We start from the raw sequence: 23,655 nt of genomic DNA, 5'->3' as shown, positions 1-23,655 counted from the left end.
CTCAGCCGATGCGGGGGCGGTCGGCGACCCGGTCGAGCAGCACGGTTCCCGGGTTGCAGTCGCCGATCAGCACCCGGCGGCCCGAGACGCCGTTTTCGACCAGCACGAACGCCGTCGGCGCGAGCCCCTGCAGGGCGGTCGGCTCGACCTCGAACTCGTACACCCGGGACGCGGTCACCCCGCGGTTCTGGGAGTCGGCCTCGGACTGGGAAAGCGTTTGCGACCAGTTCTGTTCGCGGCTGTGGGTCGTGGTGTTCGTGGTGCTCCACGAGCTGCCCGAGCTGGAACTCCCGCCGTTCGGCCCCGTCGAGCTCCCCGACGTCCCGCCGTAGGTGTAGCCGCGGGACCGCTGCACGCTCGAGGACCCGCCCTCGGTCGACGCCGTGCCGTGGGTCAGCGTCCGCCCGACCTGGAGGGTGAGCTGCGACAGCTCGAACTTGTACCCGCGGCCGATGAACTCCGCCGCGTTCGCGGCCTCGTCGCCGTTGCCGAGCTGCATCAGCAGCGTGACGGTGCCCGCGGCGCCGAGCAGCTTCTGCATGTCGTCGCGCAGGTGCTGGACGAGGAAGACCAGCCGGACGCCCGCCCGGCGCGCCTGCCGCGCCATGGCCTCGAGCGACTCCAGCCCGATCTGGTCGGCCCCCGCGACGATCAGCGTCTCGCGGCCGGTCGCCTCGCGGGTGTGCAGCTCCTGCAGCGTGCGGTGGAAGACGATGTGCTCGACGAACCGGCGGTGCCGGCCGGTCTTGGCCCTGGTCGCGATGACGGAGTACCCGCGGACGGGCCACGACGCGCGGAACCCGGCCGTCGCCTGCTCCTCCGCCGCGCGTTCCGCCCTGGCCAGCCCGCGCAGCTCGCCTTCGAGCGCCTGGAGCTCGTTCTGCGTCTGGTCGGTGCCGCCGACGGTGTCCACGTAGGAGTTGAGCTTGCGCACCTCGTCCGGGGAGAGGGTGTCGTCCGAGCCCGCGTCGTAGACCCGGCGGAACACCTGCAGCCCGGCGACGACCTTGGCGAAGGTGAACGGGCCGCTCAGCCGCTCGCCGACGGCGGTGAGCAGGTCGGTGTGCAGGCCGCGCAGGTCGGCGCCGAACTGCGTGCGGTTCATCGTGTGCATGGTCTCGGCGACCATCTCGGCCATCTCCGTCGCGTCGAGGTCGGCGATGATGCCGAGCTCGGCGAGGTCGCGCGGCAGTTCCCGGACGGCGACGTTGTGCCCCTTGGCCCTGGCCGCGACGACGAGGTTGTCGCCCACCGCGAGGTCGGTGAAGTCGAGCAGGAAGACCGACGAGCCGGCGGCGAGCAGCGGCGACCCCATGGTCACGAGCAGGCTCGCCCAGCCGTCTTCGGTGCCACCGAAGACGTCGACCCGGGCCGGGCGCGTGGTGAGCTGCACCGGGTACCAGCGCATCGCCGCGGCCACCCGCTGCGCCTCACGCTGGTCGTGCTCGGCGACGCGCTGCTGCCACGACGTGTAGGCCGCGTTGTAGCGCTCGACGGCGGCGTTGTACCGGGTGGTGTAGTCGCGCTTCATCACGGTGAACCGGCGCCGCGTGCGGACGAGGTTCCAGATCGCCAGCAGGACCCCGAGTCCCAGGACGATGTCGCCCGCCAGTTCCACGGCCATCGGGACTTCCTTGACGGCCGCCTCCACCATCCCGGCGACCATCACGGCGATCACGAAGGCCAGCACGAGGTAGCCGATCAGCCCGATCCACGCCCGCTTGGCCCGCTTCTCGCGCAGCTGGTAGTCGTGCGGCGCGTACACCTGTTCCGCCATCGGCGGGTTGGCCGCCTCCGGGCTGACCGTCGCCGGCACAGGCTTGACGAACTCCCAGCCCCACCGCTCCGCCGGCTGGAAAAGCCGCTCCCACATGTCGGTCGTCCGCCCGGCTACGACCACGTTCTGCCCCGTCACGGCCCCTCCGGTCCTCGCCCGCCGCAATGGTGACCCAGTATGCCGTATGGCCCAGTCCGATGTGACACGTTCCCCGGACGTGTCCATAATGGCGACCGCTCGACGCAGCTACGCAGGGGGATCCATGTCCAATCAGTACCCGCCGAACCCGCCGCAGTGGATGGCCGTCGCGCAGGGCCCGCCGCGGCCGACGGGCCGGAACGGGCTGGCGATCGCCTCGCTGATCCTCGGCATCCTCGGCATCTGCGGCTTCTCGCTGATCCTCGGCCTGATCCTGGGGATCGCCGCACTGGTCCAGATCAACCGGACCGGCCAGCCGGGGCGCGGCATGGCCATCGCCGGCATCGTGCTCAGCCTGCTGTGGGCGGGCGGGCTGGTCGTCGGCGTCGTCTACATCGCCGGCAAGGCCAAGACGCTGGGCACGACTCCCACGATCGTGGGACTCAAGGTCGGCGAGTGCTACAACACGCCGCCGGGCTTCGGCGCGGACGCGACGAAGGTCCCCTGCACGGGCCCGCACGACGGCGAGGTCTTCGACACGGTGCCGCTGAAGGGCTACCTCGAAGGCGAGTATCCGGGCGAGGACTACCTCGAATCGCAGGCGAAGAGCGGGTGCGAGGCCAAGCACGCGGCGAAGTTCGGCGCCGGCCGGCCCCTGCCGGTCGAGGCGGAGCTCGGGGTGTTCTACCCGGACTCGGCGGCGTGGAAAGCGCGGAAGTTCACCGCCGTGTGCACCCTGCAGGTCACCTCGGACCAGCAGTTCACGGCCCCGCTGGCCCGCTAGCGCTACTCCACAGTGGACAGTCCGGGTCCCGGGACCCGGCTGTTCACCGACTGGCCTGAGCGGCTTCGCCGGCCAGCGCCAGCAGCTCGTCCAGCACCTCGGCCGCGAGGTCGGCCAGCGACCGCTCCTCGTGCAGCCACCGGGTGAACGCGATTCCGAACACCGTCGCCCCCGATTCCGCCGCGAGGGTGGCCGCGGGCTCGCCGACGCCGCGGGCGCGCAGGGCCTCGGCGACCGCCGTGGCCAGGGTCGTCAGCTTGTGGCGTTCCCGTTCCCGCAGTGCCGGGTTGCGGTCGATCACCGACTGCCGCGTGCGGGAGTGCGGGCGGCGCTCGTCCGGGAAGAAGGCCGACGCCGACCGCAGCGCCGCGGCGACGACCTCGAGCGGTGACGACTCCGGCGGGGCGGCCGCGATGCCGTCGAGGAACGCCTGGACCAGCAGTTCCTGCCCGTGGAAGAGCACCTCGCGCTTGTCGCTGAAGTGCCGGAAGAAGGTGCGCTCGGTCAGGCCGACGGCCTGCGCGATCTCCGCGGCGGTCGTCTGCTCGTACCCGCGGGTGGCGAACAGCTCCAGCGCGGCCTGCTGCAGCCGCTCCGCGGTCCCGGGTTCCCAGCGCACCATGCCGCCGAGTGTAGTGATGACAGCGGCTGACATAAAGGCGTACAGTGTCGATGTCAGCGACTGACGTCGGTCACTGACATCACCTCTGCGAAGGAGTTCACGCCATGCGCGTTTTCGTCACCGGTGCCTCCGGCTGGATCGGCACCGCCGTCGTCGGCGAACTGCTCGCCGCCGGCCACGAGGTCACCGGGCTGGCCCGCTCGGCCGCGTCCGCCGCGAAGCTCGAGGCGAAGGGCGTCCAGGTCCGGCGCGGCGACCTCGACGACCTGGCCGGCCTCCGTGCCGGCGCCGAAGCGGCCGACGCCGTCATCCACCTGGCCAACAAACACGACTTCGCCGACCAGGCCGCGTCGAACGCGGCCGAGCGGGCCGCCGTCGAGACGATCGGCGACGCGCTCGAGGGCACCGGCCGCCCGTTCCTGCTGGCGTCGGGAGTCGCGGGCCTGGTGGGGGGCCGCCCGGCCACCGAGGCCGACGCGTCCCCGTTCCACGGTCCGGACTCCCCGCGCGGCGGCACCGAAAACCTCGCGCTCGGGTTCACCGATCGCGGCCTGCACCCCGTCAGCCTGCGGTTCTCCCCGACGGTGCACGGGACCGGCGACCACGGGTTCATCGCCCACCTGTCGGCGATCGCCCGCGAGAAGGGCGTGGCCGGCTACCCCGGCGACGGCACCAACCGCTGGGCCGCGGTGCACGTCGGCGACGCCGCGCGCATGGTCGTCCTCGGTCTGGAGAAGGCACCCGCGGGCAGCCGCCTGCACGCGGTCGCCGAGGAAGGCGTGCCGACGAAGGAGATCGCCGAGGCGATCGGGCGCGCGTTCGACCTGCCGGTGGCCTCGATCGACGCGGCCGACGTCCCGGGCCACTTCGGCTGGATCGGCCGGTTCTTCGCGATGGACCTGGCGGCGACGAGCACCGCCACGCAGGAGCTGCTGGGGTGGACACCGACCGGGCGCACACTGATCGAGGACCTCGACGGCGGCGCGTACCGGGGCTGACCGGGACCGCGGTTCGCCGGGCATCGGTCGCGAGCGGGCAGCAGCCGCCGCGACCGTGCCCGGGCGCGGATCCCTATCGCGGATATATCGAAAAACGCATACGGGCTCGCAACCCCGACCCCTCTTGACTGGCGCGTATGACCGACAGCCAGCAAGCACCGGCCCGCTCTCGGGCGCCGGTGAGGATCGGGGTCACTGTCTACGGGTGCGCGCCGGATGAAGCCGCGCTCTTCCGGGAGCTGGCGCTCCACTGTGGAGTCACGCCCACCATCACCGAAGACCCGGTGGCCGACCACAACGCCGGGCTGGCCGCCGGGAACCGGTGCGTCAGCATCGGGCACAAGACCCGGGTCGCCGACTCGGCTTTGCGGGCGCTGAGCCGCGTCGGCGTCGAGTACGTCTCCACCCGCAGCGTCGGCTACAACCACATCGACGTCGACTACGCGAAGTCCGTCGGGATCACCGTGGAGAACGTCGCCTACTCGCCCGACAGCGTGGCCGATTACACCTTGATGCTCATGCTCATGGTGATCCGCGGGGCGAAGCCGATGCTGCACCGCGCGCAGGTGCACGACTACCGGCTGGACGCCGTTCGCGGGAAAGAGCTGCGTGATCTGACCGTCGGGGTCGTCGGCACCGGGCGCATCGGCGTCGCCGTCATGGATCGGTTGCGCGGGTTCGGTTGTCACATCGTCGCGCACGACAGCGTGCCGCGGAATTCCGCCGATTACGTTCCGCTCGACGAACTCCTGCAGGTGAGCGACATCGTCACGCTCCACACGCCGTTGACCGCCGAAACGCACCACCTGCTCGACCGGCGGCGGATCGCGCGGCTGAAGCGCGGCGCGATCGTCGTCAACACCGGGCGCGGGCCGCTCCTCGACACCGAGGCCCTCGTCCGCGGCCTGGAGAGCGGGCGACTGGGCGGCGCCGCGCTCGACGTCCTCGAAGGCGAGGAAGGCATCTTCTACGCCGACCACCGGGGGCGGCCCGTGAACGCGGAAGCGTTGGTGCGGCTGCAAAAGCTGCCGAACGTCGTGATCAGCCCGCACACCGCCTACTACACCGACCACGCCCTGAGCGACACCGTCGAAAACAGTCTCGTCAACTGCCTGAGCTTCGAAAGCGGGAACCACCATGGCTGAACTGAAAGTCGGGATCCTTTTCGGGGGCCCCTCCGAGGAACACCCCGTCTCCGTCAAGTCCGCGCACGAGGTCGCCAAGCACCTCGACCCCGAAAAGTACGAGCCCGTCTGGATCCGGATCACCAAGGACGGCGCCTGGGAACTCTGCGACGGCCCCGGTTCGGAGCACGGCACCCCCGTCGTGCTGTCGCCGGACGGGTTGCTCGTCCTCTCCGACGGGAAGTACGAAGTGCTCCGGCTGGACGTCGTTCTCCCGGTGCTGCACGGCCGGTACGGGGAGGACGGCGCGGTGCAGGGTTTACTCGAACTGGCCGGCGTCCCCTACGCCGGCTGTGACGTCACCGGATCCGCGCTGTGCATGGACAAAGCGCTGACCTACCTCGTCACCGCGAGCGCGGGCATCGCCGTGCCGAACCACTGGGAGGCGGACGAAGTCCCCGGCACGCTCTCCTATCCCGCCTTCGTCAAGCCCGCGCGGTCGGGATCCTCCTTCGGGGTCAGCAAAGTGCTGCGCGCGGAAGACCTGCCGGAAGCGATCGAAGCCGCGCGGGAGTACGACGAGCGGGTGCTGATCGAGGAAGCCGTCGACGGCAGCGAAATCGGCTGTTCCTTGCTGGGAAACGGTTCCGACCTGATCACCGGCGAGCTGGACCGGGTCGCGCTCAGCCACGGGTTCTTCAAGATCCACCAGGAGGAGAACCCGGAAAGCGGTTCCGAGAACTCCGCGTTCATCGTGCCCGCGGACATCCCGGACGAGGCGCGATCGCTCGTCCTGGAAACGGCGAAGGCCGTCTACCGCGCTTTGGGGTGCCGGGGACTGGCCCGGGTCGACATGTTCCTGAAGGACGACGGGACTGTCGTGCTCAACGAAGTCAACACCCTGCCCGGCCTGACCTCCTACAGCCGCTACCCGCGGATGATGGCCGCCGCCGGGCTGCCGCTCGGAGAAGTGCTCGACCGGCTGCTTTCGCTTGCCCTGAAGGGGAAAACGCGGTGATCGACGACTTCGTCTTCGTGGACGAGTTCGCGCCCGGGATCCGCTGGGACGCCAAGTACGCCACCTGGGACAACTTCACCGGCAAACCGGTGGACGGCTACCTCGCCAACCGGGTCGTCGGCACGAAGGCCTTGTGCGCGGCCTTGGAACGAGCCCACGAAAAGGCCGAGACCCTCGGGTTCGGGCTGCTCCTGTGGGACGGCTACCGGCCGCAGCGGGCCGTCGACCGCTTCCTGCGGTGGTCGCGGGAACCCGAGGACGGCCGGACCAAGACGCGGCACTACCCGAACATCACGCGGGGCGAGATGTTCGAAAAGGGTTATGTGGCGGCGAAATCGGGACACAGCCGGGGCAGCACCGTCGACCTGACGCTCTACCACCTCGCCACCGGCGAACTCGCCGCGATGGGTGGCGGCCACGACCTGATGGACGCCGTCTCGCACCACGGCGCGGCCGGGATCACGGCGGCCGCGACGGAGCACCGGCAGCACCTCCGCACCATCATGGAGTCCTGCGGATTCCACGGGTACGAAAGCGAATGGTGGCACTACACGCTGAACCGCGAACCCTACCCGGACACGTACTTCGACTTCCCCGTCGCGTGACGGTCGTGACCCGGCACCCGCACGGTGACGCGGAGGCCGCCGTCGAGGCGCGGGGTCAGCGTGAGGGTGCCGTCGTGCGCGCGGGCGATGCTGGCGACGATCGCCAGCCCGAGGCCGACTCCCGCGTCGTCGCTCTTCACGCGTTCGGTCCCGCGCTGGAACGGGTCGGCCAGCGTCGCCACCAGGTCCGGCGGCAGCTCCTCGCCGGTGTTCTCGACGGTGAGCTCGACGCTCCCGCCGTGGACGCTGGTCTCGACCCACACGATGCCCGCTTCGGGCCGGTTGTGGACGATCGCGTTGTGCACGAGGTTGGTCGTCAGCTGCAGCAGCAGCGCGGCCGAGCCGGTGGCCGCGGCCGGCTCGCCGGACACCGAGAGGGCGACGCCGCGTTCCTCCGCGAAAGCGAGGAGCGTTTCGGCGGCTTCCTCCGCGATCAGGGACAGGTCGACCGGTTCCGGGGTGAACGACCGCTGGTCGGCGCGGCTGAGCAGCAGGAGCGCCTCGGCGAGGTCGATCGCCCGGGTGGTGACGGCGTCGAGGCGGTCGACGAGCTCGTCGACGTCGCGGTCGCCGTCGTGGCGGGCGACGTCGAGGAGCGTCCGCGTGATCGCCAGCGGCGTGCGCAGCTCGTGCGACGCGTTGGCGGCGAACCGCCGCTGTTCGGCGACGTGCGCTTCGAGCCGGGCGAGCATGGTGTCGAACGCGTCGGCCAGCTCGCGGAACTCGTCGCGGCGGCCCGGCAGCCGGATCCGGTGCGAGAGCGAGCCCTCCGCGGCGGTGCGGGTGGCGTCGGCGATGCGGGTCAGCGGGGCGAGCATCCGGCCGGCGATCACCCACCCGCTCGCGAGCCCGAACACCAGCAGGAAGAGCAGGCAGGCCGCCGCGGACGGCGCGAAGGCGCGGATGAGGGCGCGGCCGGGCGGGGACATCACCACCGGCATGAGTTCCCGGCTCAGCTGCTGGTAGTTCAGCAGGAACAGGCCCACCGCAGCGAGCAGCAGGGTGCCGGTGACCATGACGACGCCGGCGTAGCTCAGCGTCAGCTTGAGGCGGACGCTCAGCCCGGGTGCCCTATCCACGCTCGGCCTCGATGCGGTAGCCGACCCCGGGCACGGTGGCGATGATCCCGGGTTCGCCCAGCCGTTTGCGCAGCGACGACACCGTGATGCGCACGGCGTTGGTGAACGGATCGGCGTTCTCGTCCCAGGCCCGCGCCAAGAGGTCCTCGGCGCTGACGACACCGCCCTCGGCGGCGACGAGGACCTCCAGCACCGCGAACTGCTTCCGGGTCAGCGCGACGTAGCGGCCGTCGCGGAAGACCTCGCGGCGGAACGGGTCCAGCCGCAGCCCGGCGATCTCCCGCACCGGCGGCCGGCTGTGCGCGCGCCGCCGGTCGAGGGCCCGGAGCCGCAGCACGAGCTCCCGCAGCGCGAACGGCTTGGTGAGGTAGTCGTCGGCGCCGAGCTCGAACCCGGTGGCCTTGTCGTCGATCCGGTCGGCGGCGGTGAGCATGAGGATCGGGGTGCCGCTGCCGGAGGCGACGATGTGCCGGGCGATCTCGTCGCCGGACGGGCCGGGGATGTCGCGGTCGAGCACGGCGATGTCGTAGGTGTTGACGCTCAGCAGTTCCAGGGCCGTGTCCCCGTCGCCGGCGATGTCGGCCGCGATCGCCGCCAGGCGCAGCCCGTCCCGGATGCCTTCGGCCAGATAGGGTTCGTCCTCGACGACCAGCACACGCACGCCCCCGATCGTACGAGCCGGCTCCTATCGGCGGCGTATCGAAAACCGGATACGGGCCCGCATCGCGGCGTTTCCTTGACTGGGCGCATGACTCCACGCGAACTGGTCGTCCGCGGTGCCGTCCCCCGCCCGGTGTCCGTCTTCGACGACGAGACGCCGGCCGTCGTCAACCTCGACCCGGACCTGCTCGCCGCCCTGCGCCGGGCCGCGGCCGACGCCGGGATCCCCATCCTCGTCAACGGCGGCTGGCGGTCCCCCGAGTACCAGGAAGAGCTGTTCCGCCGGGCGGTCGCCGAGTACGGCTCGGAACGGGAAGCCCGCCGGTGGGTGGCCACGCCCGGCACCTCGGCGCACGTGTCGGGCAACGCCGTCGACATCGGCCCCGCAGCGGCCCGGCACTGGCTGGCCGAGCACGGCGCCGGGTACGGGCTGTGCCAGATCTACCGCAACGAGCCGTGGCACTACGAGCTACGCCCCGAGGCCGTCGAACACGGCTGCCCGCCGATGTACCCCGACCCCAGCCACGACCCGCGGACGCGGCTCAGGACGTGATGGTCGGCAGTTCCGGCGCCGCGACGTCGTAGACCTTGCCGTCCTGGGTGAGCAGCGCCGCCAGGACCTTGGCCTTGCGGTCCGTCTGCTCCGCGGTCCCCCAGCGGACGACCTTGCCGCTCGACAACGTGAACTCGACGCTCGCCGGCGTCTTGGCCGTCGCCGTCGTGACCTGCTTGAGGAGCTGCTCCGGGATCACCCCGAGGACCGCCGTCACCGCGCGGGTCACCGGGTCGTCGGCGGACACCTTGGGGAGCTTCAGCTCCGGCAGGCCCGCCGGGCGGGCCGGGACCGTCTTGAACACCACGCCGCCGCCGTCGACCAGGTGGACGCCGTCGCCGCCGGGGCCGCTGTCGAAGAACGCGATGGCCGTCCGCTCGGTCACGGTGATCTCGACCGTGTTGGGCCAGGAGCGCGACACCTCGACCGTCGCGATGCCCGGCATCCCCGCCACCCGGTCGCGGATCTCGTCGGCGTCCAGGCGCAGCAACGGCTTGTCGGCCGGGACCGCCGCCACCGCGCGGATCTGGTCGGCCGGCACTGTGCGCGCGCCCGACACCGCGACGTCCTTCACGCCCAGCATCGAGCTGAAGAACAGCAGGTACACGCCTGCGATGACGGTCAGCACGGTGAGCAGCGCGACCCACCGGCGGCGGATCTCCACCTGCCGGTTGGGCCGGGCGCGCGGGCCCGTCTTCACGCGCGCGGCGCGGGTGCGGCGGCGCTCCTCTTCGGAGCGCCGCCCGCGCCGTTCCCGCGCCAGGGCGGCGCGATCCCGTTCGTCCTCTTCGGACGGACGGCGGCGTTCCCTGGTCGGACTCATGGTGTCAGCGCTTGTCCAGCTCGGCGAGGATCTCCGGGCCCAGCTGCGTCACGTCCCCGGCGCCCATGGTGACGACGAGGTCGCCGCCGCGCACGAGCCCGGCCACCAGGCCGGGTGCGACGTCGAACGCGGGCTCGTAGTGCACCGGCACGGTCACGCCGTCGGCGATCAGCGCACCGGTGACGCCCGGCTCGGGCTCCTCGCGGGCACCGTAGACGTCCAGCACGACGACCTCGTCGGCCAGCGACAGCGCCGCGGCGAACTCCTTCGCGAACAGCTTGGTGCGCGAGTACAGGTGCGGCTGGAACACGACGACGACCCGGCCGGACCCGGCCGCGGTGCGGACCGCGCGCAGCTGCGCGTCGACCTCGGTCGGGTGGTGGGCGTAGTCGTCGTAGACGCGGACGTCGCCGGCGCGGCCCTTGAACTCGAAGCGGCGCCGGACACCGCCGAACGCGGCGAGTCCCTCGGCCAGTTCGGCGGCCGGCGCGCCCAGCTCGAGGCCGGCCAGCAGCGCGGCCACCGCGTTGAGCGCCATGTGCTCACCCGGCACGGCGACCCGGATCGAAAGCTCGGAGCCGTCCAGCGCCAGCCGGACGACGCCGCCGTCCGGCGCCGGGGTGTACTCCAGCACGCGGGCGTCGCCCTCGCCGGTGACCGTGCGGCCGTAGCGGCGCACGCGCACGCCCTGCTTCTCGGCCTGGTCGCCCAGCTCGTCGGCCGCGGCGTCGTCACCGCAGACGATCAGCAGGCCGCCCGGCACGATCCGGCCCACGAAGTCCGTGAAGACCTTCGTGTAGGCCTCGGCCGTGCCGTGGTGGTCCAGGTGGTCGGGCTCGACGTTCGTGACGACCGCGACCGACGGCGAGTAGGTCAGGAACGAGCCGTCGCTCTCGTCGGCCTCGGCGACGAAGACGCCGCCCTCGCCGTGGTGGGCGTTGGCCCCGGACTCGTTGAGGTCGCCGCCGATGGCGAACGACGGGTCGAGCCGACAGTGCTGCAGCGCCACGGTGAGCATCGACGTCGTCGACGTCTTGCCGTGCGTGCCCGCGATGCAGGCGACGCGGTGGCCCGCCATCAGCCCGGCCAGCGCCTGCGCCCGGTGCAGCACGGGGATGCCCGCCGCACGGGCCGCGACCAGCTCGGGGTTGGTCTCCTTGATGGCCGTCGAGACGACCACCGCGGACGGCGGCTCGGCCAGCGCGTCGAGGTTCGCCGCGGCCTGGCCGACGAACAGCTCGGCGCCCTGGGCTCGCAGCGACAGCAGCGCGCGCGACTCCTTGGCGTCCGAGCCCGACACGAAAGCGCCCCTGGCCAGCAGGATCCGCGCGATGCCGGACATACCGGCCCCGCCGATCCCGATCAGGTGCGCCCGGCGCAGCTCTTCAGGCAACTCAGGCACCAGCGGCCTCCAGGACGATGCGGGCGAGGGTCTCGTCGGCCTCGCGGTGGCCCATGCCGGCCGCGGCCGCGCTCATCTTCGCGACGCGGTCGGCGTCGGTGACCAGCGGGACGACCAGCTCGGCGACCTTGGCCGGGCTCAGCTCGGCGTCTTCGACCATCAGCGCGGCCCCGGCGTCGACGGCGGGGCGGCCGTTGGAGGCCTGCTCGCCGTTGCCGATCGGCAGCGGGACGAACACCGCGGGCAGCCCGACCGAGGTCACCTCGGCGACCGTCATCGCGCCCGAGCGGCAGATCGCGACGTCGGCGGCCGCGTAGGCCAGGTCCATCCGCTCCAGGTACGGCACCGGCACGTACGCCGGCTTGCCCGGGAACTCCTGCACGACCAGCGTGTTCTTCGGGCCGTGCGCGTGCAGCACGCCGACCCCGGCGTCGGCCAGGTCCTTCGCCGCGCCGGACACCGCGGCGTTGATCGACTGCGCTCCCTGCGAGCCGCCGAACACCAGCAGCGTCGGCGCGTCCGGGTCCAGCCCGAAGTGCGCGCGGGCCTCGGCGCGCAGCGCGGCGCGGTCCAGCGACGTGATCGACCGCCGCAGCGGGATCCCGACCACCTCGGCGTTCGGCAACGTCGTCCCGGGGACGGCGACGGCGACGCGCTTGGCGAACCGCGCGCCGACCTTGTTGGCCAGGCCGGCGGACTTGTTGGCCTCGTGCACGACGATCGGGACGCGCCCGCGTGCGGCCAGGTAGGCCGGCAGGGCGACGTAGCCGCCGAAGCCGACGACGACGTCCGCGCCGACCCGGTCCAGCACCTCACGGGTCTTGCGCACCGAGTCGCGGACCTTCAGCGGCAGCCGCAGCAGCTCCGGCGTCGGCTTGCGCGGCAGCGGCACCGGCGGGATCAGCTCCAGCTCGTAACCGCGGGCCGGGACGAGCTTGTTCTCCAGGCCGCGCTCGGTCCCGAGGGCGATCACGGTCGCGTCCGGGCGCAGCCGCATGACGGCGTCGGCCAGGGCGAGAGCCGGTTCGATGTGTCCTGCGGTGCCACCTCCGGCGACCACGACCACAGGCCCTCTGCCCGCGGCGGCTCGCTCGGTTCCCTTGACGGGCTTACTCACCAATGACCTCTCCGGTTCGCGGTACTCCGGGTACCACGGCTCGCTGTTGTCCGCGCGGCCCCGCCGCGAGCGGTGCTCGTGCGGGTCGTGCTCGTCCGTGCCGCGCTGCGGCGCACCGGCTCGCGGACCGACCTGCGCCGTTCCTGTGCCGGGGCGGCCCGCGCCGCACGGGGCGCAGGCCTGGCCGCCTTCGCCCCGGAGCGCGCCGCACCCTTGCGGGTGGCGGGCGGGCGGTACGGATCGGGCGCGGGCAGCCGCAGCAGGCGTCCGAATTTACCCGGCCCCTGTGTGCGCAGCGCGGCCACCGCCTCCGGTTCGTGCCGGGCGGCGTTCGCGAGCACCCCCATGATGAGCATGGTGATCACCAGCGACGTGCCGCCGTAGGAGATCAGCGGCAGCGTCACACCGGTGACCGGCAGCAGGCCGACGACGTAACCGATGTTGATGCCGGCCTGCGCCACCAGGAACACCGTCAGCGTGCCGGCGACGATCCGGATCCACGGGTCGATGTTGCGGGTGGCGATCCGCAGGCCGACGATCGCGACCCCGGCGAAGAGGGCCAGCACGACGACGCAGCCGATCAGGCCGAGCTCCTCGCCGATCAGGGCGAAGATGAAGTCGTTCTGCACGTTCGGCAGGTAGCCCCAGTTGGACGCGCCCTGGCCGAGCCCCTTGCCGAAGAACCCGCCGTCTGCCAGTGCCAGCTTGGCCTGGTTGGCCTGGAAGCCCTCGGCGGTCGTGTCGGCGTCCGGCGAGAGGAACGACATGACCCGGTCGAGCCGGTAGGGCGCGATGACGGCGAGCACGAGCACGCCTGCCAGGCCGCCGGCGAGGATCACGCCGAACAGCCGTTTCGGGGCGCCGGCGAACCACAGCAGCGCCAGCAGGACGACGGCGAGGGTGACCGTGCCGCCGAGGTCCGGCTGCAGCATGACCAGGGCGAACATCAGCAGTGCGATCGGCACCACCGGCACCAGCAGGTGCCGCCACTGGTGGATCACGTTGTACTTGATCACCAGGATGTGCGCGCCCCAGAACGCCAGCGCGACCTTCGCGGCCTCGACCGGCTGGAAGGTGAAGTCGCCGAGCTTGAACCAGCCCTGCGAGCCGTTGACCGTCGACCCGAGCGGGGTGAGCACGAGGACCAGCAGGCCGAGGCAGACCACCGTGGCGGTGGCCGACATCGCGCGGATCCGTTCCAGCTTGATCCGCAGGCCGACCCAGAACACGACCGCGCCGATCGCGACGAACACCAGGTGCTTGATGAACAGCGAGTACACCCCGCTGCCGGTCTTCGGGTTGTAGGACGCGACCGACGACGCCGACAGCACCATGACGGCGCCGATCACGGTGAGCACGCCGGTGAGGGCGAGCACGAGGTGGAAGGACGCGAGCGGGCGCGAGAGCCACGCGGTCAGCGCGGTCCGGAAGGCGACGAAGCCGCTCTCCTTGCGCTCGCGGCGCGGCCGCTTCGGCGCTTCCCGCGGCTTGGGTGTCTTGGGCTCAGTGACCGTCACTCGGCTCCCCCGCTGCGTCGTCGCGGAGGACATGCACCGCCGCGGCGAACGCGTCACCGCGCGCGCCGTAGTTCGGGAACATGTCCAACGACGCCGCGGCGGGTGCCAGCAGCACCACGTCACCTGGCCGGGCCATCGCGCTGGCCGCACTCACCGCCGCAGTCATGGGTTCATGGTCACCCGGACGGAGGCTGTTCACCGGGACATCCGGCGCGTGTCGCGCGACCGCGGCGGCGATCACGGGTGAATCGACACCGAGTAGCACAACTCCGCGGAGGCGGCCAGCGATGCTGCTCACGAGTTCGTCGACCGAAGCGCCCTTGAGCTGGCCCCCGGCGATCCACACGATCGACTCGTGCGACCGCAGCGACCCGGCGGCCGCGTGCGGGTTGGTCGCCTTCGAGTCGTTGACGTACCGGACGCCGGCCACCTCGGCCACCTCGACGGCCCGGTGCGGCGCGGGCTGGTACTCGCGCAGGCCCTTCAGCACGGCCTCCGGGGAGACGCCGTGCGCGCGGGCCAGCGCGGCCGCCGCAAGGGCGTTGGAGACGTTGTGCGGGCCCGCCGGGCGGACGTCGGCGAGCGTGGCCAGCTCCTCCGCGCTGGTCGCCGGGTCGGCGACGAAAGCGCGGTCGACCAGCAGGTCTTCGACGATCCCCAGCTCGCCGGCCCGCGGGGTGTCGAGCTGGAAGCCGACGCGGCGGGCACTCTCCGGCGCGTGCTCCTCGGCGATCCGGGTGGACCACTCGTCGTCGGCGTTGTGCACGGCGACCTTGGCCCGGGTGTAGACGCGCCCCTTGGCGGCCGCGTACTCGTCCATCGAGCCGTGCCAGTCGATGTGGTCCTCGGCCAGGTTCAGCACGACGGCGGCGTCCGGCGCCAGTGTCGAGGACCAGTGCAGCTGGAAGCTCGACAGCTCGACGGCCAGCACGTCGTAGCCCGCGCGGACCGCGTCGAGCGCCGCGTAGCCGATGTTCCCGCAGGCCACGGCGTTGGCGCCGGCCGACTTGAGGATCGACTCCAGCATGCCCACGGTGGTCGTCTTGCCGTTGGTGCCGGTCACCACGAGCCAGGACGGCGGGTGCTCGCGCAGCTGCCCGACCCGCCAGGCCAGCTCGACGTCGCCGATCACCTCGACACCGGCTCCGGCGGCGGCGACCAGCAGCGGCGACGTCGGGCGCCAGCCGGGGCTGGTGACGACGAGGACGACGTCTTCCGGCGGTTCGGTCAGGCCCGGGACCAGCTCGGCGCCCAGGCCGTCCAGCTCGGCCAGGCGCTCGGCGTTGCCGTCGGTGACGGTGACCCGCGCCCCAAGGTCGAGCAACACGGGCACGATCGACTTCCCGGTGACCCCCGCACCGGCGACCAGAACGTGACGACCGGCGATGTCCAACGTCAGCCTCCGAAGCCGAGCTGTTCGCTGTAGAACAGGCCCAGACCGAACATGCAGCAGATCGCCGAGAGCAGCCAGAACCGGATGATGACCGTGGTTTCCGCCCACCCGGCGAGTTCGAAGTGGTGGTGGAACGGGGCCATCCGGAAGAGCCTTCGCCGGGTCGTCCGGAACACCGCGATCTGCGCGACCACCGAGATCATCTCGACCATGAACAGGCCGCCGATGACGATGGCGAGCAGTTCGGTGCGGGTGGTCATGGACAGGCCGGCGACCAGGCCGCCGAGGGCCAGCGAGCCGGTGTCGCCCATGAAGATCTTCGCCGGGGCCGCGTTCCACCAGAGGAACCCGACGCAGGCGCCGGTCGCCGCGGCGGCCACGACCGCCAGGTCCAGTGGGTCGCGGACGTCGTAGCAGGCGGGCGCGGGGCCGTTCGCGCAGTTGAGGCGCTCCTGCCAGAACGAGATGACGACGTAGGTGGCCAGCACCATCGCCGCCGAGCCGCCGGCCAGGCCGTCGAGGCCGTCGGTGAAGTTCACCGCGTTCGACCAGCCGGAGATCACGATGTAGCAGAAGATCACGAAGAACACCGCGGGGAAGGTGATCAGCGCGAGGTCGCGGACGTAGGAGAGGCTGGACGACGCCGGCGTGATGCCGCGCTCGTCGGCGAAGTTCAGCGCGAGCACCGCGAACGCGACCGTGACCACCAGCTGGCCGACCAGCTTCGCGGTCTTGTTCAGCCCCAGGTTGCGCTGCTTGCGGATCTTGATGAAGTCGTCGAGGAACCCGACGACCCCCAGGCCCACCGCCAGCATCAGCACGAGCAGCCCGGAGGCCGTCGGCGCGCCGCTGCGGGAGTTGAACATCCAGTTGATCAGGTGCGCGGCGAAGTACCCGACGACCATCGCGATGATGATCGCGACACCGCCCATGGTCGGGGTACCGCGCTTGGACTTGTGTCCCTGGGGGCCTTCCTCGCGGATCTCCTGGCCGAAGCCCTGCCGGGAGAAGACCCGGATCAGGTAGGGCGTCAGCATGATGGAGACCAGCAGGCCCGCCGCGGCCGCGATCAGGATGCTGATCACGCGTCACCACCGTTCGAGCGATTCTCGGAGTTGTCGGTTTCCCGGGGTTCGAGCAGTGCTTCGGCGACCCGCCAGAGGCCGGCCGCCTTGGAGGCCTTCACCAGCACCACGTCCCCGGGGCGGAGCTGATCATGCAGCAGGGCGATCGCGGCCCCGACGTCGGGTACCAGGGTCGATTCCTCGCCCCAGGAACCTTCCTGGAACGCGCCCTGGTGCATGGCCGCCGCTTCGGGGCCGATCACGACGAGCTTGGCGATGTTGAGCCGGACGACCAGGCGGCCGATCTCGTCGTGGGCGGTGATCGCGTCCGCGCCGAGCTCGCCCATCACGCCGAGCACGGCCCAGGACCGGCGGCCGGACTCCCGCGTCATCGCCGCGAGGGCCTTGAGGCCGGCCCGCATCGACTCGGGGTTGGCGTTGAACGAGTCGTTGAGGATCGTGACGCCGTCTTCGCGCGTGACGACCTCCATGCGCCGCGCGGACCGCCGCTCCACGGCCGACAGGCGCGCGGCGATCTCTTCCGGCGACGAGCCCAGCTCCAGGGCGATCGCGGCGGCGGCGAGCGCGTTGCTCACGTGGTGCTCGCCGTGCAGCGGCAGCTGGACGTCGGCCTCGCCGGCCGGGGTGACCAGCCGGAAGGACGCGCGGGCCTGCTCGTCGAGGGTGATGCCGGTGGCCCGGACCTGCGCCGAGGCGCTTTCGCCGAAGTACACCACGCGGGCCTTGGTGCGGCTCGCCATGGCGCTGACCAGCGGGTCGTCGGCGTTGAGCACCGCGAGGCCGTCCTCGGGCAGGGCCTCGACGAGCTCGCCCTTGGTCTTCGCGATGCCTTCGCGCGAGCCGAACTCGCCGACGTGCGCGCTGCCGACGTTGAGCACCGCACCGATCCGCGGCGGGGCGATCTCGGCGAGGTGGGCGATGTGCCCGGGCCCGCGCGCGGACAGCTCCAGCACCAGGTGGCGGGTCTCCGCGTCGGCTCGCAACGCCGTCCAGGGGTGGCCAAGCTCGTTGTTGAACGACCCGGGCGGCGCGACCGTCGGGCCCAGCGGCTCGAGCAGCTGCGCGATCAGGTCCTTGGTCGAGGTCTTGCCGGACGAGCCGGTGACCCCCACGACCGTCAGGTTCCCCTCGGCCAGGCGCTGCACGACGAAGCGGGCGAGCTTGGCCAGCGCGGCCAGCACCGCGGCGCCGGAGCCGTCCTTGTCGCCGGTCAGCGCGACCGACCGCGCGTGGGCCTCGCCTGCGCCGATCGGCGGGACGACGATCGCGGGCGCGTCGACCTCGCGGGCGGCCAGCACGGCCACGGCGCCGGCCTCGGCGGCCTGCGCGGCGAAGTCGTGGCCGTCGACCTTCTCCCCCGGCAGGGCGACGAACAGGCCGCCGGGGGTGAGCTTGCGCGTGTCGAACTCCACGCTGCCGGTGACCCGCACGCCCGGTTCGGCGCGGTGCAGCCGGCCGCCGACGACGTCGGCGATCTCGGCCAGGCTGAGCACGATCACACATTCACCTCGAGTTTGTTTCTGATGGCCGCGGCCAGCTCGTCGCGGTCGGAGAACGGGTGCACGACACCGCCGGCCTCCTGGCCGGACTCGTGCCCCTTGCCGGCGAGGAAGACGATGTCGCCGGGTTCGGCGAGCGCGACGGCGTGCGCGATGGCTTCGCGGCGGTCGCCGATCTCGATCACCTCGCCGCCCTCGGCGGGCCCGACCGCGCGGGCGCCGGCCAGCATCGCCGCGCGGATCGCAGCGGGGTTCTCGGAACGCGGGTTGTCGTCGGTGACGATCAGGACTTCGCTGCGGCGGGCCGCCGCCTCGCCCATCATCGGGCGCTTGGCGGTGTCCCGGTCGCCGCCGCAGCCGAGCACGGTGATGATCCGGCCCTCGGTGCGGGCCCGCAGGGCGTCCAGGCCCTGGGCGACCGCGGCGGGCTTGTGGGCGTAGTCGACGACGGCGGTGAACTCCTGGCCGACGTAGACCCGCTCCATCCGGCCCGGCACCTGCACCTGCGCGAGCCCGGTGACGATGTGCTCCAGGCTCACGCCCGCGGTGCTCAGGATCGCGGCGGCGAGCACGGCGTTGGCGACGTTGAACTCGCCGGGCAGCGGGATCTTCGCCGCGGCGCTCTGGCCGTCCGGGCCGTGCAGGGTGAACGTCTGCTCGCCGTGCGGGGTGGCCTCCAGGTCGGTGGCCTTCCAGGCGGCCTCGGTGCCCGGGTCCGTGGTCACGGTGATCGTCTGCGGCGTGAGCAGGGCCTGGCCCCACGCGCTGTCGACCACGACGACCTCGCTGGTCGAGCGGCCGTCGAACAGCAGGGACTTCGCGGCGAAGTACTCCTGCATGTCCTTGTGGAAGTCCAGGTGGTCCTGGGAGAGGTTGGTGAACGCGCCGACCGCGAACCGGGTGCCGTTGGCACGGCCCAGCGCGAGCGCGTGGCTGGAGACCTCCATCGGCACGTGCGTGACGCCGCGCTCGAGCATCACCGCGAGCAGCGCCTGCAGGTCCGGCGCCTCGGGCGTGGTGAAGCCGCTGACCAGGCGTTCGCCCGCGATCCGGGTCTCGACCGTGCCGATCAGGCCGGTGGTCAGGCCCGCGGCCTGCAGCCCGGCGTCGACCAGGTAGGACGTCGTGGTCTTGCCGGAGGTGCCGGTGACGCCGAGGACGGCCAGCCGCAGGGAGGGCTCGCCGTAGATCCAGGCGGCGATCTCGCCGAGGGCGGCGCGCGGGTCGGCGTGGACCAGGATCGGGACCCCGGCGTCACGCAGGGCGGGCCGTTCGGCGCCCGCGGCGTCGGTGAGCACCGCGACGGCACCGGCGGCGACCGCCTGGTCGCTGAAGTCGGCGCCGTGGGCGCGGGCGCCCGGGAGCGCGGCGAAGAGGTCGCCCGGCAGCACGTGCTGGGCCCGCAGCGTGGTACCGGTGACGGTGAGGTCGGCGGCGTCGGGCGAGTCGGCGATCAGGCGGGCGTCCGCCCTGGCGAGCAGCGTCGCCAGCGGGACCGGGTCGATGCGCGCCGGGCGGGGCGGCGCGGGGACCGCTTTCACCGGGCTTTCCGGCACCTGGGAACTGGACGAGGACACGGACACGGCCAAGAGGCTACCGGCGGCCGCTCCGGGCCCCCGCACGCGGTACGGCGATTGCGCGCCGAATCAGCACATGTGCTAGACGACCCACTGCTCCCCCTTGGCACACAACACTTTCCCACCCGCGACCAGCCGAAGTGGACAATGCCCGCGGAAAAACCGTGAAGGCCTCCTTACCGGCATCTGATGCCGGTAAGGAGGCCTTCACGGAACTAAAAGCCGGTAAGGGGCCCTTCACGGATCGTGCTTACTGGACGATGAGCGGGACTTCCGGCGAAGGGCCGTCCGACAGCGGGATCTGGTACCGCTGCGTCAGGTACGAAGCGATGCTGTGGAACAGCGGCGCGGCGGAGTGGCCCACCGGCAGCGTCGTGTCCGGCGCGTCCAGCCGGATGCCCACCACGAACCGCGGGTGGTCGGCGGGCAGGATGCCGGCGAAGGTGATGTTGTACAGGTGGTCGCTGTAGGCCTTCGTCCGCGGGTCGACCTGCTGGCCGGTGCCCGTCTTGCCGGAGATCTGGTAGCCCTCGACCGCCGCCGTCGGCGCGGTGCCCTTCTGCAGGCCCTTGCCGTTCTGGGCGACCGCGCGCATCATGTCGCGCACCGTCTTCGCCGTCTGCGGGTTGACCACCTGGACGCTCTTCGGCGCCGGCTCGGGCACCGTCGTGCCGTCCGGGTTGACCTTGGCCTTGACGATCCGCGGTTCGACGCGCAGGCCGTCGTTCGCGATCGCCTGGTACATCCCGGCCATCTGCAGCACGGTCATCGACAGGCCCTGCCCGATCGGCAGGTTGCCGAACGTCGTCGCCGACCACTGGCTGCGCGCCGGCACGACGCCCGGGCTCTCGCCGGGGAGGCCGACGCCGGTGCGCTGGCCGAGACCGAACCGCTTGAGCAGCTCCGAGTAGTGCTCCTCGCCGATCTTCTGGGCGAGCAGCAGCGTCCCGATGTTCGACGACTTGGCGAAGATGCCGGCGGTGGTGAACGTCTGCGTGCCGTGGGTCCAGGCGTCGTGCACCGTCTTGTCGGCCACCTGCAGCGCGCCGGGCACCTGGATCGTCGACTCCGGCGTCGCGATGCCGCCGTCGATCGCCCCGGTGGCGGTGACGACCTTGTTCACCGAGCCCGGCTCGAACGGCGTGGTGACCGCGGGGTTGGCCAGGTCCTCGTTGGTCCAGGTCGACTGGTCGTTGGGGTCGAACGTCTTGTCGTTGGCCAGCGCGTAGACCTCGCTGGTCTTGGCGTCCAGCACGACCACCTGCCCGCCCTTGGCGTGCGACTGCTGGACGTAGTCCGACAGCTGGCGCTGCACCTCGTACTGCAGGTCGGAGTCGACCGTCAGCTCGAGGTCCGAGCCGGGGACCGCGGCCTGCAGGTCGTGCTCGGTGCCCGGGATGACGACGTTGTCGCTGCCGTTCTTGGTGTTGACCATCATCCGGCCCGGCGTGCCCGCCAGATCGTTGTCGCGCAGCAGCTCCAGCCCGACCAGGCCGTGCAGGTTGTGCTTGGAGACGTCCGGGTCGTCGGAGCGCCAGTTCGCGGCGCCGACGATGTTCGAGGCCAGGCTGCCGCCCGGGTACTCGCGCAGCGCCCGCTTTTCCACGCTGATCCAGGCGAAGTGCTTGACGATGTCGGCGGCGATCGACGGCTCGACGTTGTTCACCAGGTAGGTGAAGGACGCCTGCTTGTGGAACAGGTCGAGCAGCTGCTGCTCGCCGATCACGTTCGGCAGCTTGCCCGCGATGTACTTCGCCGCGGCCGCGGTCTCGGAGTCGAAAGTCCGCTCGGTGCCGGGGTTCTTCGCGGCGAAGTCGTCCATGTTCTTGTGCAGCGCCTTGAGGTTCACCGAAAGCGTGCGCACCTCGACGCTGAACGCCAGCTTGGCGCCGTTGCGGTCCACAATGGACCCGCGCTGGGCGGGGATGTCGATGGTCTGGGTGCGCTGCCGCTCGGCCGCGGCGGACAGCGCGCCGGCCTCGAACCACTGCACCTGCACCAGTTTCCCGCCCGCGACGAGGAGCACGGCGACCAGCAGCAGGCGCACGGCGGAGAACCGGGTGCGGTTGCCGCCGTTGCCCCGGCGCGCGGCGGCGCTGCGCGTCCCGGCGGCGTAGGTCCGGCGCGCGCTCCCCGCGGAGCGCGCGCGGACCTGCCCCCGGCTCGAAGCCATCACTGGCCGGCCGCCGGCTGCTGCTGCTCCTCCGCGGGCACGGCGGGCTGGTCACCCTCGATCGGCGCGCCCTGCTGCGACTGCGTGCCCGCGGCGGGCGCGGCCGGCGGCGCGACCGGCACCGCCGGGGTGTCCGCCTTGGCCTTCTTGGGCTCGCCGACGAGCGAGGTCTTGCCGTCCGGGCCGACGACGATCCGCGCCGGGTCGCCACCGGGCACCATGCCCAGCTGCTGGGCCGCGGGGGCCAGCGAAGCGGGCGACTCGGCCTTGGCGACGTCGCGCTGGAGCTGTTCCTTCGTCTCGGCCAGGCTCGCATTGGTGCTGCGCAGCTGCTCGAGCCGGTAGGAGTCGGCGATCGCCTGCGTGGACAGCCACAGCGTGGTGGCCACGCCGACGGCCAGCAGCGCCATCATCATCAGCACGAACGAGGCCCGCGACTTCGGCAGCCGCAGCCTCAGCTTGAGCTTCGGCGCCGGCGTCCCCGGCGCGGCCTTGGGCTCCGGGCGCGGCTCGCGCTCCTTGAGCAGGTCGGCCCGCTGGGCGCGGCGCGCGTAGGCACGCTCGGCCGCGGACGTGCGGCCGCGCGAACCACGCCGGGGCGCGGCCTTGCCCGGCTGGGTGGTCTGCGGGTCCGGCTCGACGGTGGTCGAGGTGCGGGCGGCCTCGCTGCGGCCCCGCGTCGCCGGCGCGGCCCGGCGGCGGGACTTCGTGGGAGCGGTCATCGCGGCTCTCCGATCCTCTCTGCGGCCCGCAACCGCACCGAGGCGGCGCGCGGGTTCCGTTCGATCTCCTCTTCGCCGGCCTTCTCGGCGCCCCGGGTCAGGAGCTTCAGCTCCGGCCCGTGTCCCGGCAGCTCCACCGGAAGTCCTTCCGGGGTGCGGGACTTCGCGAGCTCGGCCAATGCCTGCTTGACGAGCCGGTCCTCCAGCGACTGGTAGGACTCGACGACGATCCGCCCGCCGACCGGCAGCGCGCCCAGCGCGGCCGGCATGGCGCGGCGGAGCACCTCGAGCTCGCCGTTGACCTCGATCCGCAACGCCTGGAAGGTGCGCTTGGCCGGGTGCCCGCCGGTGCGGCGGGTGGCGGCCGGGACGGCGTCGTAGAGCAGTTCGACCAGGCGCCCGCTGGTGGTGAACGGTTCCTGTTCGCGGGCCTTGACGACGCTCTTGACGATCCGCTGCGCGAAGCGCTCCTCGCCGTAGTCCCGCAGGATCCGGATCAGCTCGCCGGGCGCGTAGGTGTTCAGCACGTCGGCGGCGGTGAACCCGGTGGTCGGGTCCATCCGCATGTCCAGCGGGGAGTCCTTCGAGTAGGCGAACCCGCGCTCGGCCCGGTCCAGCTGCATCGAGGAGACGCCGAGATCGAACAGGATGCCGTCGGCCTTGCTGAGTTTCAGCCCTTCGAGCGCCTCGGGAAGCCCGTCGTAGACGGTGTGCACGAAGTCGACGCGGTCACCGTGCCGGGCGAGGCGCTCCGCGGACTTCTCGAGCGCGGCCGGATCGCGGTCCAGCGCGACCAGGTGGAGTCGCGGGAACGCTTCGAGGAGGGCGTCGGAGTGCCCGCCGAGGCCGACGGTCGCGTCCACGAGGACGGCGTCGCGGTCGGCGAACACGGGGGTGAACAGCTCGACGATCCGGCCCAGCAGTACCGGGACGTGCTCGGGTGCCGTCATGGTGTTCCCTCCCCCTTTCTCGCCTGGGCGGCCCGGGGG

The 23,655-nt window shown here is 72.0% G+C and carries 21 protein-coding genes; 6 read left to right on the top strand and 15 right to left on the bottom strand.

The genetic code is table 11. The annotated features are described in order from the left end of the window. Position 1: 1 nt before the first annotated feature. On the bottom strand, positions 2-1,915 hold the full coding sequence (locus H4696_RS48710; RefSeq protein ID WP_143265420.1) for a hypothetical protein: 1,914 nt from the start codon (positions 1,913-1,915) through the stop codon (positions 2-4). Positions 1,916-2,039: 124 nt separating this feature from the next. Between H4696_RS48710 and H4696_RS48705 the strand changes: the two genes are divergently transcribed. Continuing rightward, entirely contained in the window at positions 2,040-2,699 is a 660-nt protein-coding gene (locus H4696_RS48705; protein WP_158104428.1) for a DUF4190 domain-containing protein, read from the top strand. Positions 2,700-2,742: 43 nt separating this feature from the next. Here H4696_RS48705 and H4696_RS48700 read toward each other — a convergent pair whose 3' ends face one another. Beyond that, the gene (locus tag H4696_RS48700) at positions 2,743-3,321 is read right to left on the bottom strand and encodes a TetR/AcrR family transcriptional regulator (RefSeq protein WP_086864826.1); all 579 of its coding nucleotides are present in this window, start codon (positions 3,319-3,321) and stop codon (positions 2,743-2,745) included. A gap of 104 nt (positions 3,322-3,425) precedes the next feature. Here H4696_RS48700 and H4696_RS48695 point away from each other — a divergent pair, with 104 nt between their 5' ends. The 4 genes from H4696_RS48695 (at position 3,426) to vanX (ending at position 7,066) form a co-directional block, all read left to right on the top strand. Then, positions 3,426-4,319, top strand: coding sequence for an SDR family oxidoreductase (locus H4696_RS48695; protein ID WP_086864827.1), 894 nt, complete (start codon positions 3,426-3,428; stop codon positions 4,317-4,319). A gap of 137 nt (positions 4,320-4,456) precedes the next feature. Continuing rightward, positions 4,457-5,464 (top strand): D-isomer specific 2-hydroxyacid dehydrogenase family protein, encoded by a 1,008-nt coding sequence (locus H4696_RS48690; RefSeq protein WP_086864828.1) that lies wholly within the window; start codon positions 4,457-4,459, stop codon positions 5,462-5,464. Then, complete coding sequence (locus H4696_RS48685; protein ID WP_086864829.1) at positions 5,457-6,461, top strand: D-alanine--D-alanine ligase family protein; 1,005 nt, start codon at positions 5,457-5,459, stop codon at positions 6,459-6,461. Before H4696_RS48690 ends, H4696_RS48685 begins: the two co-directional genes overlap by 8 nt. Beyond that, a complete protein-coding gene (vanX, locus tag H4696_RS48680) occupies positions 6,458-7,066 on the top strand; it encodes a D-Ala-D-Ala dipeptidase VanX (protein ID WP_086864830.1) in 609 nt (202 codons plus the stop codon). Before H4696_RS48685 ends, vanX begins: the two co-directional genes overlap by 4 nt. On the opposite strand, the gene H4696_RS48675 is transcribed toward vanX, so the two are convergent. Together H4696_RS48675 and H4696_RS48670 are read right to left on the bottom strand one after the other, a co-directional pair. Continuing rightward, positions 7,030-8,145: an ATP-binding protein gene (locus tag H4696_RS48675; RefSeq protein WP_192782963.1), complete on the bottom strand. Its 1,116-nt coding sequence runs from the start codon at positions 8,143-8,145 to the stop codon at positions 7,030-7,032. The genes vanX and H4696_RS48675 overlap by 37 nt on opposite strands. After that, the gene (locus H4696_RS48670; RefSeq protein WP_192782962.1) at positions 8,138-8,806 is read right to left on the bottom strand and encodes a response regulator; all 669 of its coding nucleotides are present in this window, start codon (positions 8,804-8,806) and stop codon (positions 8,138-8,140) included. Before H4696_RS48670 ends, H4696_RS48675 begins: the two co-directional genes overlap by 8 nt. A gap of 87 nt (positions 8,807-8,893) precedes the next feature. On the opposite strand from H4696_RS48670, the gene H4696_RS48665 reads away from it, so the two are divergent. Further along, the gene (locus H4696_RS48665) at positions 8,894-9,358 is read left to right on the top strand and encodes a M15 family metallopeptidase (RefSeq protein WP_086864214.1); all 465 of its coding nucleotides are present in this window, start codon (positions 8,894-8,896) and stop codon (positions 9,356-9,358) included. On the opposite strand, the gene H4696_RS48660 is transcribed toward H4696_RS48665, so the two are convergent. From H4696_RS48660 to rsmH, 11 genes are all read right to left on the bottom strand, one after another. Further along, positions 9,348-10,181: a cell division protein FtsQ/DivIB gene (locus H4696_RS48660; protein ID WP_086864215.1), complete on the bottom strand. Its 834-nt coding sequence runs from the start codon at positions 10,179-10,181 to the stop codon at positions 9,348-9,350. The two genes, H4696_RS48665 and H4696_RS48660, sit on opposite strands and share 11 nt — an antisense overlap. 4 nt (positions 10,182-10,185) lie before the next feature. Beyond that, positions 10,186-11,583, bottom strand: coding sequence for a UDP-N-acetylmuramate--L-alanine ligase (gene murC / locus H4696_RS48655; RefSeq protein WP_086864216.1), 1,398 nt, complete (start codon positions 11,581-11,583; stop codon positions 10,186-10,188). Beyond that, complete coding sequence (gene murG, locus H4696_RS48650) at positions 11,576-12,700, bottom strand: undecaprenyldiphospho-muramoylpentapeptide beta-N-acetylglucosaminyltransferase (protein ID WP_086864217.1); 1,125 nt, start codon at positions 12,698-12,700, stop codon at positions 11,576-11,578. The genes murC and murG overlap by 8 nt, the downstream gene beginning before the upstream one ends. After that, positions 12,697-14,250 carry a putative lipid II flippase FtsW gene (ftsW, locus tag H4696_RS48645; protein WP_086864218.1) on the bottom strand — a complete coding sequence of 518 codons (1,554 nt, stop codon included), beginning with the start codon at positions 14,248-14,250 and terminating at the stop codon, positions 12,697-12,699. Before ftsW ends, murG begins: the two co-directional genes overlap by 4 nt. Continuing rightward, positions 14,204-15,610: a UDP-N-acetylmuramoyl-L-alanine--D-glutamate ligase gene (gene murD, locus H4696_RS48640; RefSeq protein ID WP_225956031.1), complete on the bottom strand. Its 1,407-nt coding sequence runs from the start codon at positions 15,608-15,610 to the stop codon at positions 14,204-14,206. Before murD ends, ftsW begins: the two co-directional genes overlap by 47 nt. 2 nt (positions 15,611-15,612) lie before the next feature. Further along, positions 15,613-16,695: a phospho-N-acetylmuramoyl-pentapeptide-transferase gene (gene mraY, locus H4696_RS48635; protein ID WP_086864219.1), complete on the bottom strand. Its 1,083-nt coding sequence runs from the start codon at positions 16,693-16,695 to the stop codon at positions 15,613-15,615. Further along, a complete protein-coding gene (locus H4696_RS48630) occupies positions 16,692-18,194 on the bottom strand; it encodes a UDP-N-acetylmuramoyl-tripeptide--D-alanyl-D-alanine ligase (protein ID WP_192782961.1) in 1,503 nt (500 codons plus the stop codon). The genes mraY and H4696_RS48630 overlap by 4 nt, the downstream gene beginning before the upstream one ends. Next, complete coding sequence (locus H4696_RS48625; RefSeq protein ID WP_086863914.1) at positions 18,191-19,735, bottom strand: UDP-N-acetylmuramoyl-L-alanyl-D-glutamate--2,6-diaminopimelate ligase; 1,545 nt, start codon at positions 19,733-19,735, stop codon at positions 18,191-18,193. The genes H4696_RS48630 and H4696_RS48625 overlap by 4 nt, the downstream gene beginning before the upstream one ends. Positions 19,736-20,021: 286 nt before the next feature. Next, positions 20,022-21,944 (bottom strand): peptidoglycan D,D-transpeptidase FtsI family protein, encoded by a 1,923-nt coding sequence (locus H4696_RS48620; RefSeq protein WP_169735136.1) that lies wholly within the window; start codon positions 21,942-21,944, stop codon positions 20,022-20,024. Further along, positions 21,944-22,666 carry a cell division protein FtsL gene (ftsL, locus tag H4696_RS48615; protein WP_086863916.1) on the bottom strand — a complete coding sequence of 241 codons (723 nt, stop codon included), beginning with the start codon at positions 22,664-22,666 and terminating at the stop codon, positions 21,944-21,946. Before ftsL ends, H4696_RS48620 begins: the two co-directional genes overlap by 1 nt. Further along, positions 22,663-23,616 (bottom strand): 16S rRNA (cytosine(1402)-N(4))-methyltransferase RsmH, encoded by a 954-nt coding sequence (gene rsmH / locus H4696_RS48610; RefSeq protein WP_192782960.1) that lies wholly within the window; start codon positions 23,614-23,616, stop codon positions 22,663-22,665. Before rsmH ends, ftsL begins: the two co-directional genes overlap by 4 nt. Positions 23,617-23,655: the final 39 nt, after the last annotated feature.

The organism is Amycolatopsis lexingtonensis (assembly GCF_014873755.1).
Lineage (GTDB): Bacteria > Actinomycetota > Actinomycetes > Mycobacteriales > Pseudonocardiaceae > Amycolatopsis > Amycolatopsis lexingtonensis.
The sequence above is the reverse complement of the archived record's forward strand: the minus strand, read 5'-3'. Positions and strand labels throughout refer to the sequence as shown.

Bases quoted from the DNA above. Each gene is read 5' to 3' on its own strand.
- H4696_RS48705 (WP_158104428.1), top strand. From the start codon at position 2,040: ATGTCCAATCAGTACCCGCCGAACCCGCCGCAGTGGATGGCCGTCGCG.
- H4696_RS48700 (WP_086864826.1), bottom strand. From the start codon at position 3,321: ATGGTGCGCTGGGAACCCGGGACCGCGGAGCGGCTGCAGCAGGCCGCG.
- H4696_RS48695 (WP_086864827.1), top strand. From the start codon at position 3,426: ATGCGCGTTTTCGTCACCGGTGCCTCCGGCTGGATCGGCACCGCCGTC.
- H4696_RS48690 (WP_086864828.1), top strand. From the start codon at position 4,457: ATGACCGACAGCCAGCAAGCACCGGCCCGCTCTCGGGCGCCGGTGAGG.
- H4696_RS48685 (WP_086864829.1), top strand. From the start codon at position 5,457: ATGGCTGAACTGAAAGTCGGGATCCTTTTCGGGGGCCCCTCCGAGGAA.
- H4696_RS48665 (WP_086864214.1), top strand. From the start codon at position 8,894: ATGACTCCACGCGAACTGGTCGTCCGCGGTGCCGTCCCCCGCCCGGTG.
- H4696_RS48660 (WP_086864215.1), bottom strand. From the start codon at position 10,181: ATGAGTCCGACCAGGGAACGCCGCCGTCCGTCCGAAGAGGACGAACGG.
- ftsW (WP_086864218.1), bottom strand. From the start codon at position 14,250: ATGTCCTCCGCGACGACGCAGCGGGGGAGCCGAGTGACGGTCACTGAG.
- H4696_RS48620 (WP_169735136.1), bottom strand. From the start codon at position 21,944: ATGGCTTCGAGCCGGGGGCAGGTCCGCGCGCGCTCCGCGGGGAGCGCG.
- ftsL (WP_086863916.1), bottom strand. From the start codon at position 22,666: ATGACCGCTCCCACGAAGTCCCGCCGCCGGGCCGCGCCGGCGACGCGG.
- rsmH (WP_192782960.1), bottom strand. From the start codon at position 23,616: ATGACGGCACCCGAGCACGTCCCGGTACTGCTGGGCCGGATCGTCGAG.